The 12,963-nt window shown below is 62.0% G+C and carries 13 protein-coding genes; 10 read left to right on the top strand and 3 right to left on the bottom strand.

The window, feature by feature from the left end; genetic code table 11:
• The first annotated feature begins 118 nt into the window (after positions 1-118).
• The 3 genes from QCL65_RS09740 to QCL65_RS09730 all read left to right on the top strand — a co-directional run bounded on the left by QCL65_RS09740 (position 119) and on the right by QCL65_RS09730 (position 1,753).
• Positions 119-1,126: an alpha/beta fold hydrolase gene (locus tag QCL65_RS09740; RefSeq protein WP_407316007.1), complete on the top strand. Its 1,008-nt coding sequence runs from the start codon at positions 119-121 to the stop codon at positions 1,124-1,126.
• 110 nt (positions 1,127-1,236) lie between these two features.
• On the top strand, positions 1,237-1,479 hold the full coding sequence (locus QCL65_RS09735) for a CopG family transcriptional regulator (protein ID WP_407316005.1): 243 nt from the start codon (positions 1,237-1,239) through the stop codon (positions 1,477-1,479).
• A complete protein-coding gene (locus QCL65_RS09730; RefSeq protein ID WP_407316004.1) occupies positions 1,469-1,753 on the top strand; it encodes a type II toxin-antitoxin system RelE/ParE family toxin in 285 nt (94 codons plus the stop codon). The genes QCL65_RS09735 and QCL65_RS09730 overlap by 11 nt, the downstream gene beginning before the upstream one ends.
• A 66-nt stretch (positions 1,754-1,819) precedes the next feature.
• On the opposite strand, the gene QCL65_RS09725 is transcribed toward QCL65_RS09730, so the two are convergent.
• The 3 genes from QCL65_RS09725 to QCL65_RS09715 are packed head-to-tail and all read right to left on the bottom strand — an operon-like array spanning position 1,820 to position 5,073.
• Complete coding sequence (locus QCL65_RS09725) at positions 1,820-3,301, bottom strand: FGGY family carbohydrate kinase (RefSeq protein WP_407316003.1); 1,482 nt, start codon at positions 3,299-3,301, stop codon at positions 1,820-1,822.
• 10 nt (positions 3,302-3,311) lie between these two features.
• Complete coding sequence (locus QCL65_RS09720; protein ID WP_407316001.1) at positions 3,312-4,247, bottom strand: transketolase family protein; 936 nt, start codon at positions 4,245-4,247, stop codon at positions 3,312-3,314.
• Positions 4,240-5,073 (bottom strand): transketolase, encoded by an 834-nt coding sequence (locus tag QCL65_RS09715; protein ID WP_407316000.1) that lies wholly within the window; start codon positions 5,071-5,073, stop codon positions 4,240-4,242. The genes QCL65_RS09720 and QCL65_RS09715 overlap by 8 nt, the downstream gene beginning before the upstream one ends.
• Before the next feature lie 354 nt (positions 5,074-5,427).
• Between QCL65_RS09715 and QCL65_RS09710 the strand changes: the two genes are divergently transcribed.
• From QCL65_RS09710 to QCL65_RS09680, 7 genes are all read left to right on the top strand, one after another.
• The gene (locus QCL65_RS09710) at positions 5,428-6,372 is read left to right on the top strand and encodes an ABC transporter permease (RefSeq protein ID WP_407316765.1); all 945 of its coding nucleotides are present in this window, start codon (positions 5,428-5,430) and stop codon (positions 6,370-6,372) included.
• 49 nt (positions 6,373-6,421) lie between these two features.
• Positions 6,422-7,354: a sugar ABC transporter substrate-binding protein gene (locus QCL65_RS09705; RefSeq protein ID WP_407315998.1), complete on the top strand. Its 933-nt coding sequence runs from the start codon at positions 6,422-6,424 to the stop codon at positions 7,352-7,354.
• A 14-nt stretch (positions 7,355-7,368) separates the two neighbouring features.
• The gene (locus QCL65_RS09700; protein WP_407315997.1) at positions 7,369-8,892 is read left to right on the top strand and encodes a sugar ABC transporter ATP-binding protein; all 1,524 of its coding nucleotides are present in this window, start codon (positions 7,369-7,371) and stop codon (positions 8,890-8,892) included.
• Positions 8,893-8,947: 55 nt separating this feature from the next.
• Positions 8,948-9,712 carry an SDR family oxidoreductase gene (locus QCL65_RS09695; protein ID WP_407315996.1) on the top strand — a complete coding sequence of 255 codons (765 nt, stop codon included), beginning with the start codon at positions 8,948-8,950 and terminating at the stop codon, positions 9,710-9,712.
• Between the two features lie 21 nt (positions 9,713-9,733).
• Positions 9,734-10,534 (top strand): SDR family oxidoreductase, encoded by an 801-nt coding sequence (locus tag QCL65_RS09690; RefSeq protein WP_407315995.1) that lies wholly within the window; start codon positions 9,734-9,736, stop codon positions 10,532-10,534.
• An 88-nt stretch (positions 10,535-10,622) separates the two neighbouring features.
• Entirely contained in the window at positions 10,623-11,579 is a 957-nt protein-coding gene (locus QCL65_RS09685; protein ID WP_407315994.1) for a sugar-binding transcriptional regulator, read from the top strand.
• Positions 11,580-11,712: 133 nt separating this feature from the next.
• Complete coding sequence (locus QCL65_RS09680) at positions 11,713-12,087, top strand: hypothetical protein (RefSeq protein ID WP_407315993.1); 375 nt, start codon at positions 11,713-11,715, stop codon at positions 12,085-12,087.
• Positions 12,088-12,963: the final 876 nt, after the last annotated feature.

The raw sequence follows: 12,963 nt of genomic DNA, 5'->3' as shown, positions 1-12,963 counted from the left end.
AGGCGCCTTGGCACGATTCCTTCATTCAATATACATGCCAGCGTGTATATATAATCGGCCGGCCAGGCCTGGCTGAACCGGGCGTGCAGCGCCCGTGACGCATAGAGGAATGAGCTAAATGATTGAGTTGATAGCAGAAAAGAACTTCATGAGCCTGGGCGACCTGCCCCTGCAAAATGGCCAGGTGATCGAAGACGCCCGGTTGTGTTATCAAGTCGTGGGCCGCGCGAACTCGGCCGGCGACAACATTGTGCTGATCCCGAGCTATTACGGTGGTACGCATTGGGGCAGCTTGCCCTTGCTTGGTGCGGGCAGCCCATTGGCCAGCGGCGATTATTGCGTGGTGCTGACCAACCTGTTTGGCGCCGGTTGGTCGAGCTCCCCGAGCAATGCCAAGGCAGGCCAACGCGGTGCGGATTTTCCGCGGGTCAGCCTGGCCGATAACGTCGACGCGCAGCACCGCCTGCTGGACGCTTTATTTGGCGAATGGCGGCTGGCGTTGGTGTGCGGCTGGTCCATGGGCGGCATGCAGGCCCTGCAGTGGGCGATGCGCTACCCGGAACGGGTCGAGCGTATTTTACCGATCTGCGCAACGGCGCAATGCTGGCCGCACAACTGGGTATTTCTCGAAGGCGTCAGAGCTGCATTGTGCGCCGACAGCCAGTGGCAACGCGGGCGCTATAGCGAGCCGCCACGCGCAGGGCTACGTGCGTTTGGCCGGGTCTATGCGGGGTGGGCCTACTCTCAGGCCTTCTTTCGTAACGGCCTGTACCGTGAGCTGGGCTTCAACACTGTCGAGGCGCTGCTCGAGTACTGGGAGAGCGACCACCTGGCACAAGACGCCAACGATCTGCTGTGCACCCTGCGCACCTGGCAAGACGCCGCACCGGCGAACGGCGCCAGCCTGGCCAGCGCCCTCGCCTGCATCCGCGCACGCACCCTGAGCATGCCCGGCAGCAGCGACCTGTACTTTACCGTCGAGGACGCACGGCATGAAGCCAGCCTGATCAAAGGCGCCCGCGTGCAGGTACTGCAATCGGACTGGGGCCACTGCGCCGGCGGCCCTGGCCGCGACCTGCAGGCCATGGCGCAAATTTTTGCGGGGATGGAGGGGTTGTTGCGGTGATAGCTGCTTGCTGATCGGCTTCGGAGATATTAGGCGACATCCTGTCGGTTCCCAATGGGAATTGACGGTGTAACATACCCCATCACCACCCATTTACAGCCGAGGTTGTCATGACCGGTATATCGCTGAACCTTCCGGAAGACCTATCTAACTCTCTCGCTGACCTCGCCAGGACCCACGGCCAGAGCGCGAGCTTTCTCGCAATGGATGTTCTTCGTGACTACATCGAGCATGAAAAGACTTTGACCGCGCAGATCGAACAAGCGGTGAAGGAAGCAGACGAAGGTAAGTTCGCGAGCGATGCCCAAGTTGCCGAAATGCGCGCTCGGCGCAGGGGGCCGGATGCGGGTTGAGTGGCTAGAGAAAGCCCTTAAAAATCTGGAAGAAGAAGCTAACTACATCGCACTTGAAAATCCAAAGGCTGCAGATGATTTCTCAGATGCAATATTCGCGAGCGTCGACCACCTCGCGCAATTTCCTACGATGGGCCGTGAGGGCCGGGTCAAAAACACGCTAGAGTGGGCTGTGCCTAAATGGTCTTATTTGATTCCCTATAGGGTTCGGGGTGATCGTCTGCAAATACTTGGAGTGTTTCATACTAGGCAGCGGCCTCGCTCTAAGTGGTGACCGAATTGGGTATTGCCCGCGGGCCTTACTAGCACAGAGAAAACCCATTACACCTCAATGCTGCCTCTATGCAACCAACGCCCGCCGCAGCGCAAGTTGCCAAGCTTCATATTGCCCGTGCAACAGCCGCTGCGCATCAGGCTCGAAGCGCTCACGGGGCCGCTCTAGTTCCAATAAGGCCTGTGCGTCGGCCCACAGGTCCAACGCTTTGCCGGCCAGGTGGGCGGCGCCCAGGGCCGAGACTTCCGGCGACAGGCTGCGGATCACCGGACGTTGCAACAGGTCGGCCAGAAACTGCATGAGCCAGCGGTTGCGCGTGGCGCCGCCGTCGACCCAGAGCTCTTTGAGCGGCTCGCCGATGTCCTGCTCCATGGCCTCGAACACATCGCGGATCTGATAACCAATCGACTCCAATGACGCGCGCATGATATGCGCTCGCGAGCTGGCCTCGGTCAGGCCGCAGATCACCCCACGGGCCTGGGCCTGCCAATGGGGCGCGCCAAGCCCGGACAGCGCCGGTACGAAATACACGCCGCCGTTGTCGGGCAACGCGGCGGCCTGCTCGGCCAGCGCGTCCAGGGGCTCGGCGCCGGCCAAGAGGTTGGCCGCCCACTGCACGGCCGCGCCGGTGTGGACGATATTGCCCTCCATGGCGAAGGTCGGCGCCGTGCCGTCGTGCCAGGCCAGAGTGGTCGACAAGCCATGGGCCGACGCCAACGGGCCCGCCATGGGCGTCATCAACGACGAGCCGGTGCCCAACGTGGCCTTGACCCGCCCCGGCAGAAAACCGCCCTGCCCGTACAGGGCGGCATGGGAATCTCCAATCATGGACAGCACCGGCACCTGGGCCGGCAACCGGCCCAGCGCCACGGTGTCGGCGAACCACCCTGCGCTGGGCAGAATCTTCGCCAGCGCCTGGCGGGGAATACCGAACAACGCCAGCAGCTCGTTATCCCAGTCACCGCTGTGCAGGTTATAGAGCTGAGTTCGCGCGGCGTTGGAGGGGTCGGTGGCAAAGGTTTGGCCGCCGCTGAGTTTCCACAGCAGCCAACTGTCCATGGTGCCCAGGCAGATTTCCCCGGCAGCGGCCCGGGCGTGGCCATCGGGGAGGTGGTCGAGCAGCCAGCGCATCTTGCCGGCAGAAAACATCGGGTCCAGGGTCAGGCCGGTCTTGGCCAGCACGCCTGCCTCATGGCCCTGGGCGTGCAATTCGCGGCACAACGGCAGGGAACGGCGGCACTGCCAGCTGATGCACGGGGCCAGCGCGGCGCCGGTCTGCCGGCTCCAGGCCAGCACCGACTCACGTTGATTGCTGATGGCCACGGCATCGATGGGGCGCGCCACCTGGCCTAGGCATTCCTCGATGCTGGCCAGGGTGGCGGCCCAGATCGCCTCGGGGTCCTGCTCGGAAAAACCTGGCTGCGGATGGGTCAGGCTCAAGGGCCGCGAGGCCCGCGCCACGACTTGACCGCTTTGGTTGACCAGCACCGCCTTGGCGTTGCTGGTGCCTTCATCGATGGCCAGAATCAAGGGCGTGCGATCACTCATGGCCCGGCCCTCAGCGCAAGCGCAACGCGGCGGCAGCGATGCCTGCGGCGTCGATGCCGTGCAAGGCGCGGGTAGCTTCGCGCCCACCCGCCGCCGCGTACTCACCGTCGGCGATGCCGAGGCGAATCAGGGGTACGCCCAGCCCGGCTTCGGCGAGTATTTCGGCGACCACGCTGCCGACCCCGCCATTGATATTGTGCTCCTCGACGGTGACCACCCCGCCTTTGCCGCTAAGGGCCTCAAGCAACGCCTCGCGGTTGAGCGGACGGATCGACGACAAGTTGAGTACCTGCGCCGCGACACCCTGTTCAGCGAGCAACTGGGCCGCATCGAACGCCTCGTGGACCACTGAGCCCAGGGCGACCAAGGTTACATCGGCGCCCTGGCGCAAGACATCGACCTGACCCGGGACGAACTGGTAATCAGCGTTATGCAGGGGGCGTAGGGGTTTGCCATCCAGGCGGATATACACCGGGCCGACATGGCGCAACGCGTAGTCGGTGATCTGCCGGCATTCCAGGGGGTCGGCCGGGGCGAAGATCTGCACGTGGCCAAAACCGCGCATTACCGAGATATCGTCAATGCTGTGGTGGGTGCTGGCCAACGGGCCGTAGCTAGCCCCGGCGTTGAGGCCGAACATCTTGACGTTGGCCTGGTTGTAGCACACGTCCACCTTGATTTGCTCGTTGGCGCGGGAGATCAGAAAAGGCGCGGCGTTGCAGGTCGCTGCCACCTTGCCGCCCAAGGCCAACCCAGCCGCCACGCCGACCAGCGCCTGTTCGGCAATGCCGACGTTGACCAAGCGCTCGGGAAAGCGTTTGACGAAGGGGCTGATCTTGGCCGTCGAGGTGGAATCGCTGACCACCGGTACCAGGTCGATTCCGGCGTCGACTGCGGCGATAAAAGCGTCGGTCATGACACTTGCGAAATGCTCGGCTTCAGACATGGCTCAGCTCCTCCAGCGCAGCGGCGATTTCATCGCCCTTGGGCACCCGGTGGTGCCATTCTGGGCGCGCCTCTATAAACGAAACGCCTCTACCCTTGATGGTATGGGCAATCAGCACCTGCGGCGCACCGCTGCGCCCCTGCATAGCCTCCAATTGCTCGATCAACTGTGCTGGGTCGTGGCCGTCGCACTCGCTGACATTGAAGCCAAACGCCTGCCATTTCACCTCCAGCGGGTCGAGCGGCATGATATCGGCAGTCAAGCCCGCCAGTTGCAGTTTGTTCTTGTCGACGATCACGAACAGGTTGTCGAGCTTGTACTTGGCCGCGCACATGGCCGCTTCCCAATTAGAACCTTCAGCCAGCTCGCCATCGCCGGTCAGCACATAGATGCGCCGCCGGCTGCCCGACATTTTCGCCGCTAACGCCAGCCCCACCGCCACCGGTAAACCATGGCCCAGGGCGCCTGTGTTGAGTTCGATGCCAGGGGTTTTCTGACGCACGGGGTGGCCCGGCAAGTGCGAGTTGAAATGCTGATAGGTTGCCAGCCAGTCCAGCGGAATGTAGCCCGCTTCTGCCAGGGTGCAGTACAGGCCGCCGACACCGTGGCCTTTACTCTGGATGTAGATATCGCGCTCAGGGTCCTGGGTGCGCTCGGGCGCTATGTCGAGTATCCGAAAGTACAAGGTGGCGAGAATGTCCGCTTCGGACAAGTCGGCACCGGTGTGGCCACCGGCCGGCGAGTTGGCATTCAGGGTGATGATGTGCCGCCGAATCAACCGGGCACGCTCGCGGATCTGTGTGGCGTCGTACTGGAAAGCATTCATGAACTGTCCCTCGTGAGCTGCCTTGCGGGAGTGGCAACAGGATCGCTTTATTTGAATATTTATTCACGGCTGCAAATATATTTGTATTTAGCCGCCGTTTTTCTCCGACGGTCAAGGGGCTGCGCCGATAATTAAATTGCTTGACAATCACGCACGGCGAGCCGAACCTGAATCTAAATTCAGTTGCGCATATTTATTCATGAGTGGCAAAACCACTCCTCTGAATGGCGCGGCAGGCACCCAGCACACGTACTCCAAAAAAAATAATCAGGAGAACACCCTGTGGATGGCAACGTTTCGGTCCCTCAGTCCGACAACCCCGCATCGGCCGGCAAACGCGCCAAAGGCTCACGCCTGGTCAAACTGCTGCCCAACAACATCGGCGGCCCGCTGATTGGCTTGGCTTTGCTGGTACTGGTCTTTTCCTTCAGCTCCGACTACTTCTTCTCGGTGCGCAACGGCCTGAATATCCTCGACCAAGTCACCGTGCTGGGCATTCTTGCCTTGGGCATGACGGCGGTCATCGTGATCGGCGGCATCGACCTGTCGGTCGGCTCGGTGCTGGCGTTTTCCATGATGATGCTCGGCTGGCTCTATCAGGACGTCGGCTTGCCACTGGGCCTGGCCATCCCCCTGGCCATTGGCACCGGCATGCTGGCGGGGCTGGTGTCCGGCCTGTTGATTTCCTACGCCCGCCTGCCCGCCTTCATCGCCACCCTGACCATGATGTCGGTGGCGCGCGGGCTGGCCAATATTCTCACCGAAGGCCAGCAGATCGTTGGCTTTCCGGAGTGGTTCACCTCACTGGCAACGGTCCGCCATTTCGGCTTTATGTCCGCCACCGTCGGCCTGTTTCTGCTGCTCGCCGCCGGTACCTGGGTGTACCTGCGCTACCGTGCCGGCGGGCGTAACCTCTACGCCATCGGCGGCAGTGCCGAAGTGGCGCGGCTGTCGGGCATCAAGGTGCGCAAGATCACCCTTTGGGTGTACGCGCTCAGCGGTGCCCTGGCGGGGATCGCTGCGGTGACCATGGCCGCGCGTCTGGACTCCTCACAACCCAGCGCTGGCCTGACCATGGAGCTGGACGCCATCGCTGCCGTGGTCATTGGCGGCGCCAGCCTGAGCGGCGGCGTAGGCAGCATCGGCGGTACCCTGGTCGGCGTATTGATCATCGGCGTGCTGCGCAATGGCCTCAACCTGCTGGGCGTCTCGCCGTTCATTCAGCAAGTGGTGATCGGTGTGGTCATCGCCTTGGCCGTCACCCTCGACACCCTACGCCGCCGTAATGGCCGCACCTAAGCGTCGCTTCATACCCGTAGCATCACAATAAAAACCAGGAGTCATTGCCATGTTCAAGACCCGTAAATTGCTGCTCGCGTGCGCCCTATCCGCTGCCACGCTCGCCATCACCGGTGGGGCCCAGGCCAAGGACCTGACCATCGGCCTGGCGGTCGCCAACCTGCAGGCCGACTTCTTCAACCAGATCAAGCAGTCGGTGGAAGCCGAGGGCAAGGCCAAGGGGGTCAAGGTCATTACCGTCGATGCCCAGGGCAACTCCTCCACCCAAGTCAGCCAGATCGAAGACTTGATCACCCGCCAGATCGACGTGCTCATCTATATTCCGGCCGGCGCCACCGCCGCTGGCGTACCCGTCAAGGCGGCCAAGGCCGCGGGTATCCCGGTGATCGCCGTCGACCGCAACGCCCCCGACGCACCGGGCGACACCTTTATCGCCAGCGACAGCGTGGCCGGTGCCAAGGCCCTGGCCGAGTACGTGGGCAAAGTCACCCAGGGCAAGGGCCGCGTGGCGATCTTGCAAGGGCAGATCGGCACCACGCCGGAGAACGACCGCGCCAAAGGCTTTAACGAAGGCCTCAAAGCCTTCCCCGACCTCAAAGTAGTTGCTCAGCAGCCGGCCGAGTGGGCCCAGGACAAAGGCTTTGCGGTGGCCCAGGACATGCTCCAGCGTGACCCCAACATCACGGTGTTTTTCGGGCGCGCCGATGCCATGGCTCTTGGCGCCGCCCAGGCGGTCAAAGTGGGTAACCTCGACCACCCGGTGACCATCGTCGGCTTCGACGGTGACACGGCCGCACTCAAGGCGGTGTCCAGCGGCGTGCTGCAGGCCACCATGACCCAGCAGACTCAGGCCATGGGCCGCTTGGCCGTGGCGTCGGCCATCGACTTCAAGGCTGGCAAGACCGTGCCCAAGGAACAACTGCTGCCTGCCGTGCTGACCACCAAGGACAACGTCGCGCCCTTCATCCAACAGCACCCTTGAGCCGGACGGTGACCATGCACGCGCTAACAGCCAACGTTCCTGAACCACCGGCGGCCAGCGAGGCCGCCCTGTGCCTGCGCAACATCGGCAAAAACTATGCGGGTGTACAGGTACTGGGCGGCATCAATGCCGACATCCAGCCCGGCGAAGTGCTTGCCCTGCTGGGGGAGAACGGCGCCGGCAAGTCGACGCTGTCCTCGATCATTGCTGGCGTGGTGCAGCCGGACGCAGGCGGTAGCATGACCTGGCTGGGCCAGCCCTATGCCCCGGCCACGCCGGGTGCGGCACTGGACGCCGGGATCGGCCTGATCCACCAGGAAATTCGCCTGTTGCCCGAGCTGTCGATTGCCGAGAACATGTTTGTCGGCCGGTTGCCCATGCGCAACGGCCGGGTCGACCGCGAGTACATCGAGGCCCAAGCCGACAAGCAACTGCAACGCCTGGGCCTGGATGTGTCGGCGTCGCGCAAGGTGGCCGGCCTGAGTGTAGCGGCCCAGCAACTGGTGGAAATCGCCAAGGCATTGACCCTCAAGGCGCGGCTGCTGATTCTCGACGAACCTACCGCTGCTCTGGGCGGGGAAGAAACCGAACTGTTGTTCAAGCAGGTCGAGCGACTCAGAGCCGAGGGCGTGTCCTTTATCTACATCAGCCACCGCCTGGAAGAAATCGCCCGTATCGCCGACCGCGTGCTGGTGCTGCGCGACGGCCGGCAGATCGCCGTGCATGCCACGGCGCAACTTCCGGTGCGCCAGTTGGTGGAGGAAATGGTGGGGCGCAGCCTGGAGCGGATTTTCCCAACATTGAGTGAACCGTCCGCACGGGTGGTGCTGCAGGTGAAAAACCTCACCTGCCGCGAGTTTGCCCTGCACGACATCGACTTCAGCGTGCGCGCCGGTGAAGTGTTCGGCATTGCCGGTGTGGTCGGCGCCGGGCGTACCGAGTTGGTGCGGGCGATTGCCGGGGCAGCGGACAATATCCAGGGCCACCTGCAGCTTGAGGGCGAGGATCGCCACTTCAGCAACCCCAATCAGGCGATCCAGGCCGGCGTGGTGCTGGTGCCTGAAGACCGCAAGCAACAAGGCGTGATCGTCAGCCACCGCATCGAAGACAACCTGGCCTACGGCAACACCGACCTGATCGAAGGCAAGGGCTGGGTGATGCCGGCCAGCCTGCGCGACTTCGCGCTCAAGGCTGTCGCGCGCCTGGGCGTCAAGGGCCAGCCCGAGCAGGCGGTGTCGAACCTCTCCGGTGGTAACCAGCAGAAGGTCATCATTGCCAAATGGCTGGCGCGCAACCCCAAGGTGTTCATTCTCGATGAGCCGACCCGTGGCATCGATGTCGGTGCCCGCGCCGCCATCTATGAAGTGATCGCCGAGCTCGCCGCCACCGGCATGGCCGTGATCGTGGTCAGTTCCGACCTCGACGAAGTGCTGGGCTTGTCCCATCGGGTCATGGTGATGAGCCGCGGCCGGCAAATGGGCATTTTGCAACGCGGCGAAGCCACACCTGTCACGGTCATGGAGCTGGCCACCGCCTAAGGGGCTAAAGCCCCACGGCACCCGCTAAACAACATCCAACAATAACGGAGCCTGTATGCAAATTTTTCGTCTCGATGGGCAAACGGCGTTCGTCACCGGTGCCGGCAGCGGCATCGGCCAGGCCATCGCCGTGGGCCTGGCCCAGGCTGGCGCCGACGTGGCGTGCTTCGACCTGCCGAACAGCGCCGGGGTGGCCCAGACCGTAGAGCGTATCCAGGCCCTGGGCCGGCGCGCCGTGGCCCTGAGCGGCACGGTCACCGACAAAGCCAGCCTGGACGCCGCCGTGGCCAGTTGCGAACAGCAGCTTGGCGACTTGAGCGTGGCGGTCAACTGCGCGGGCATCGCCAACGCCCAGGCGGCCGAAGCGCTGGAACTGCAACGTTGGCAAACCATGCTCGACGTCAACCTCACGGGCATTTTCCTCAGCTGCCAGGCGCAAGCGGCGGTCATGCTGCCGCGCGGCAAGGGCGCCATTGTCAACATTGCCTCGATGTCCGGCAGCATCGTCAACCGCGGCCTGCTGCAGGCCCACTACAACACGTCCAAGGCCGGGGTGATCCACCTCAGCAAGAGCCTGGCCATGGAATGGGCCGACAAGGGCCTGCGGGTCAACTGCATCAGCCCCGGCTACACCGCCACGCCCATGAACAGCCGCCCGGAAGTGGCCGAACAGGTAAAAATCTTCGAGCAAACCACGCCGATGGGGCGCATGGCCACCGTTGAGGAAATGGTCGGCCCGGCGATTTTTCTCGCCAGCCAGGCGGCATCGTTCTGCACCGGCGTCGACCTGATCGTCGACGGTGGCTTCGTCTGCTGGTAAGCCCACTCAGGAGTGCGCGACATGTCACAACGATTCACCGGCAAGACCCTCGTCATCACCGGCGCCTGCCGCGGCATCGGCGCCGGCATCGCTGAACGCTTCGCCCAGGAAGGGGCCAACCTGGTGCTGGTGTCCAACGACGCAGCGCGGCTGGCCGCCACCGCCGAGCAAATCGCCAACCGCCACGGCGTACAGACCCTGACCCGGGCGGTCGACGTCACCGACGAAGCGCAAGTGATAGAGCTGTACGCCGCCGCCTTCGAACGTTTCGGCAGCATCGACGTATCGGTGCAGAACGCCGGGATCATCACCATCGATCACTTCGACAGCATGCCGCGCGCCGACTTCGACAAAGTGCTACAGGTCAACACCACCGCCGTCTGGCTGTGCTGCCGGGAAGCGGCCAAGTACATGGTCAAGCAAGGCAGCGGGCGACTGATCAACACCTCGTCCGGCCAGGGCCGCCAGGGCTTCATTTACACGCCCCATTACGCGGCGAGCAAAATGGGCGTGATCGGCATCACCCAAAGCCTGGCCCTGGAACTGGCGCGCCATGGCATCACCGTCAACGCCTTCTGCCCCGGCATCATCGAAAGCGAGATGTGGGACTACAACGACCGCGTGTGGGGGCAAATCCTCAGCACCGAGGACAAGCAGTACGCCAAGGGCGAGTTGATGGCCGAATGGGTCGGCAATATCCCCATGCGCCGCGCCGGCAAACCCGAAGACGTGGCCGGGTTGGTGGCGTTTCTCGCCAGCGACGACGCCGCTTACCTGACCGGCCAAGCGATCAATATCGACGGCGGGTTGATCATGTCCTAAGCCGTGGCCGCTGCCCGCCACCGCGTATTTGTTATGATGCCGGCGGCAGTGCACTGTTGGTACTGTAAAGCCCGTCATCGAGAGAGTCATGAGCCAGATCGAAGAACTACGTCTGATTACCAAGATCGCCAGCCTCTACTATGAGGAAGGCTTGAAACAGTCGCAGATCTCGGCCCAGCTCGACCTCTCGCAATCCTTCATCAGCCGTGCCCTGCAGCGCGCCCTGCAAGAGGGCGTGGTCAAGATCACGGTGATGCGCCCGCAAGGCCTGCAACTGGAGCTGGAGCGCGAACTGCAACAGCGCTACGGCGTGCGCCGGGTCATCGTGGTCGAAGCGACCGTGCCCGACGACGAAGAAAGCATCAAACAGGCCATCGGCTCAGCCGCCGCTCACTATTTGGAAACCACTTTGAATGCCGACGACAGCATCGGCATTTCATCCTGGAGCTCGACCATTCGCGCCATGGTCGGCCACCTGCACAGCCCACCCAGCCGCCAGGCCGCCCGGGAAGTGGTGCAACTGCTCGGCGGCGTAGGCAACAAGGGAGCCTTCGAAGCCACCCTGCTGACCCAGCGCCTGGCCACCCTGCTCAACTGCCCTGCCTACCTGCTACCGTCGCAAAGCATCGAACAATCGGTGCAAAGCCGCGAACGCATCATGCAAATGGACGAAGTGCGCGAAGTCATCGAACGCTTCGACAGCGTCACCCTGGCCATCGTCGGCATCGGCGAACTGGAGCCTTCGCAGTTGCTGCGCAACAGCGGCAACTACTACACCGAAGACATGCTGCGCGTACTCGCCGAACGCGGCGCGGTGGGCGATATCTGCCTGCGCTACTTCGACGCCAACGGCCAACCGGTGCTCGATGAAGATGAAGAGTTCGTGGTGTCAATGTCCCTGCCCAAGCTGCACGACGTACCGCGAGTGCTGGCCCTGGCCGGCGGCCAGCGCAAGATTCAAGCGATTCGCGGCGCGCTCAAGGGCGGGTTTGTGGATGTGTTGGTTACTGATCTGAGTACGGCGCAGGGCTTGCGCGAGGTTTAACGGCTCGGGGCTGTTCCCCTCCTGAGAAGACGACTGCAAGGCAGATGGGCATGTCAAACAGGGCCTGTTGTTCACTTGTCATTTGCAACTCCTGGGATGCGATACTGCTGAGTTCTCAGGGAGGATTGACGTAATGAATACAGCCAATTTTATTTTCACTGCCGTTGCGGCTATTTTTGCGGTGGTTAGCGGGTTCGGCGTGCTGTTGGCGTGGGTAAATACTAATCCTGAAAAGAGAGCCGAGGCGCTGGCTCATGTACGGGCGATGAGTACGTACACGTTTAGGTTCACCGTCATCATTGTGTGCGTCACCGTGGTGCTAATCAGTTGCTGGGACGTCATCCAGTTTGGACGGAGTGACGCGCCGCTGAGGCGCAGAGACATTCTTCAACTGGCGATGAATTTCTGGAATTTCACGGTTTATATCGTCGCCGCGATTGGACTCCCGGCCTACTGGCTCAGAAAGTCTAAGGCCGAACAACGTTACCGCGCTGATGCCCAGACGTAGCACATGCAATATCAACCCTCAAAATACTAGAAGCCCCCAGATTTCTGCGGCTTCTGGTATTTACGTGGCACAGGCCAGCGCTGAGCGATCAACCGTGACCAGCAAATACGCTGAGGCTTACGTGCTCGATTAAGTATGCTCCGGCGCCCCATCGGCTTAACCTTGGCGCACTCAAAGAGGTGGTGAATGATCATCACCCGCACGATGTGAACCGTGGTGTTGGCCCGCTGGGCCGCGCCAGCCTCATCCAGCAGCGACTCGCGCTTACGCGGTCAGGCCGGAGCGGCTTGTTTTCGGGCGAAGATTTGGCTCTCTTGGTAAACTCGCACCCCGTTGCGCTTGATTCGGATCTGAGACCTATAGCTCACAGATCCATCAGCCAGTTTTCTTTCCCCGACGGTCGCCTAATCGAAAGTGGTACATATCAGTTTTTAAGTGGTACATCGTACCACCGAGCCTTAAAAACGGCCTGAAAACGCCCTAAAACGCACTAAAAAACGTCGAGAAAAATGGTACACAAACTCCGCTACAGCCCAGTAAACACGGGGCCTGAGCCCTCCAGACGCTTTAGCGTTGCGCCCATGATGGATTGGACATAGAACTCTGCTTGCCTCCCAGAATCATTACTCGCGAAACACTTGATCGCTGTCCTTCTAGCAAACTTTAAGCATATTCTGTCTCGCCTGCCCCATAGCGCTTCACAGCATTTTTGAGGCGACTCTCAACAGAAATCCGATAGCAAGACACAGAAAAAGCTTAAACCGGGAGCTACATCCATCGACAACGACGCATTTTCACCCGATGCCGGCTAGATTGTTGCTTTTGACCTAGCGTAGGATTGTGCTCTAACTCAATCGACCGACACCTAGACAGGAT

This window comes from Pseudomonas sp. nanlin1 (genome assembly GCF_045571515.1).
Taxonomy (GTDB): Bacteria; Pseudomonadota; Gammaproteobacteria; order Pseudomonadales; family Pseudomonadaceae; genus Aquipseudomonas.
The sequence above is the reverse complement of the archived record's forward strand: the minus strand, read 5'-3'. Positions and strand labels throughout refer to the sequence as shown.

Bases quoted from the DNA above. Each gene is read 5' to 3' on its own strand.
- QCL65_RS09735 (WP_407316005.1), top strand. From the start codon at position 1,237: ATGACCGGTATATCGCTGAACCTTCCGGAAGACCTATCTAACTCTCTC.
- QCL65_RS09720 (WP_407316001.1), bottom strand. From the start codon at position 4,247: ATGTCTGAAGCCGAGCATTTCGCAAGTGTCATGACCGACGCTTTTATC.
- QCL65_RS09695 (WP_407315996.1), top strand. From the start codon at position 8,948: ATGCAAATTTTTCGTCTCGATGGGCAAACGGCGTTCGTCACCGGTGCC.
- QCL65_RS09740 (WP_407316007.1), top strand. From the start codon at position 119: ATGATTGAGTTGATAGCAGAAAAGAACTTCATGAGCCTGGGCGACCTG.
- QCL65_RS09705 (WP_407315998.1), top strand. From the start codon at position 6,422: ATGTTCAAGACCCGTAAATTGCTGCTCGCGTGCGCCCTATCCGCTGCC.
- QCL65_RS09690 (WP_407315995.1), top strand. From the start codon at position 9,734: ATGTCACAACGATTCACCGGCAAGACCCTCGTCATCACCGGCGCCTGC.
- QCL65_RS09685 (WP_407315994.1), top strand. From the start codon at position 10,623: ATGAGCCAGATCGAAGAACTACGTCTGATTACCAAGATCGCCAGCCTC.
- QCL65_RS09715 (WP_407316000.1), bottom strand. From the start codon at position 5,073: ATGAATGCTTTCCAGTACGACGCCACACAGATCCGCGAGCGTGCCCGG.
- QCL65_RS09680 (WP_407315993.1), top strand. From the start codon at position 11,713: ATGAATACAGCCAATTTTATTTTCACTGCCGTTGCGGCTATTTTTGCG.
- QCL65_RS09725 (WP_407316003.1), bottom strand. From the start codon at position 3,301: ATGAGTGATCGCACGCCCTTGATTCTGGCCATCGATGAAGGCACCAGC.
- QCL65_RS09700 (WP_407315997.1), top strand. From the start codon at position 7,369: ATGCACGCGCTAACAGCCAACGTTCCTGAACCACCGGCGGCCAGCGAG.
- QCL65_RS09730 (WP_407316004.1), top strand. From the start codon at position 1,469: ATGCGGGTTGAGTGGCTAGAGAAAGCCCTTAAAAATCTGGAAGAAGAA.